We start from the raw sequence: 1,974 nt of genomic DNA on the forward strand, positions 1-1,974 counted from the left end.
CGACGTGCTCGACGTGCTGCGCGGCGGTCTGGACGCCGTCCCCGCCGGCCCGGTGTTCGTCCACGACCCGGTCGGGGGGCCGGTGGCGGTCGGGGTCGCCGAATGGCTCGCCGGTGCCGGGCGCGAGGTGGCCCTGGGCACCCCCGACACGGTGGCGGGCACGCTGCTCTCCCTCACCGGCGACCTCGCGCCGGCCAACACCCGGCTGCAGCAGGCGGGCGTACGCCGCCAGCTGCGGGTGCTGCTGCGCGAGGCCGGCGGCGGGCGGGTCGTGCTGGAGGACGTCTGGACGGGTGAGCGCCGCACGCTGCCGTGCGCGGTGCTCGTCGACTGTGGCCACCGCCTCCCCGAGGACGCCCTGTACACCGCCCGGCCGGGCACGCCCCGGGCCGGCGACTGCGTGGCGCCGCGGACGGTGCTCGAGGCGGTCCTGGAGGGCCGCCGCCGCGCACTCGAGATCGGCGGCCGCACGAGCCCACCGGCGTCCCGGCCGCTCGCCGGGGCACGCCGCGGCTAGGCCATCTCCGATGGATCTTCAGCTGGCGGCCACGCGCCCGATGGCTACGCGTCCGGTGGCTCCTCATCCGGTGGCCACGCGTCCGGCGGCTCCTCGTCCGGCGGCTCCTCGTCCGGCAGCCACGGGCCTGGTGGCCACGCGTCCGGCGGCCGCGCGGCCGCGCGGACCGGTGGCCACGCCCAGCCGGCAGCCCGTACCCAGGAAGGCGACATGAGTGCCACCAGCCGTTACCGGTACCTGTTCAGCCCGTTACGCATCGGGCCGCTCACCGTCGACAACCGGGTGGTCTTCTCGGCGCACCTGACCAACTACGCGCGGGACGGCCTGCCCTCCGACCAGCACGTGGCCTACTACGCGGCCCGGGCGGCGGGCGGCGCAGGGATGATCATCACCGAGGAGCACTCGACGCATCCCACGGACTGGCCGTACGAGAAGCTCATCCACGGGTTCAACCCGCAGGTGATCCCCGGCTACCGGCGGATCACCGACGCGGTGCACGCGCACGGCGTGCCGATCCTCGCCCAGATCAACCACAACGGCGGCCAGGCGTCGTCGATGTACTCGCGGCTGCCGGTGTGGGCGCCCAGCCCGGTGCCCGACCCGCTGTTCCGCGAGGTGCCCAAGGCCGTCGAGCTTCACGAGATCCGGGAAGTGGTCGACGGCTACGGGCTGGTCGCCGAGCATTGCGTCGCCGGCGGGTTCGACGGTGTCGAGCTGCAGTGCTCGCACTCGTCCATCGTGCGCGGCTTCCTCTCCCCGGCGACCAACCGGCGCACCGACGCCTACGGCGGGGAGCTGGCGAACCGGGCCCGCCTGCTGCTGGAGATCGTCGACGTGGTCCGGGCGGCCCTCGGCCCGCGGCGCGCCCTCGGCGTGCGGATCTGCGGCGACGAGCTGATCGAGGGCGGGACGACGATCGAGGAGGCCGTCGCCGTGGCCCGGCTGGTGGAGGCCACCGGCAAGGTCGACTACATCAACACCTCGATCGGGGTCGCCACCGCGACCCTCTACATGATCGAGGCGAGCATGCAGGTGCCGCCGGGCTATGCGATGTTCATCCCGAGCGCGATCCGACAGGCGGTGAGCCTGCCCGTCGTCGGCGTCGGCCGGTTCAAGGACCCGCTGCAGGCCGACCGGGCGCTGGCCGCAGGGCACGCCGACCTCATCGGGGTGGTGCGCGGCCAGATCGCCGACCCGGACTTCGTGGCCAAGGCGCGGGCCGGGCACGCCACCGAGATCCGCACCTGCCTGTCCTGCAACCAGGAGTGCGTGGGACGGATGGGGCTCAACCGCTGGCTGGGCTGCATCGAGAACCCGCGCACCGGCCGGGAGTCGGTGCCGCTGCCGGCGCCGCGCCGGCGCGGGCGGCGGGTCCACGTCGTCGGCGGCGGCCCCGGCGGCATGCAGGCCGCCGTCACCGCCGCCCAGCGCGGGCACCAGGTCACCCTGTTCGAGCG

General features: G+C 74.9%; 1 protein-coding gene and 1 pseudogene. Both read left to right on the top strand.

Annotated features, from left to right (window positions below; genetic code table 11):
- A pseudogene (locus NBW84_RS23885) lies at window positions 1-517 on the top strand (NADH:flavin oxidoreductase); the annotation flags it as partial.
- Between the two features lie 210 nt (window positions 518-727).
- Window positions 728-1,974 (top strand): oxidoreductase (locus NBW84_RS23890; RefSeq protein ID WP_445548841.1); only part of this gene is annotated, 1,247 nt, incomplete at its 3' end.

This window comes from Protofrankia sp. CiP1_Cm_nod2 (genome assembly GCF_920664355.1).
In the GTDB taxonomy this organism is placed as follows: domain Bacteria; phylum Actinomycetota; class Actinomycetes; order Frankiales; family Frankiaceae; genus Protofrankia.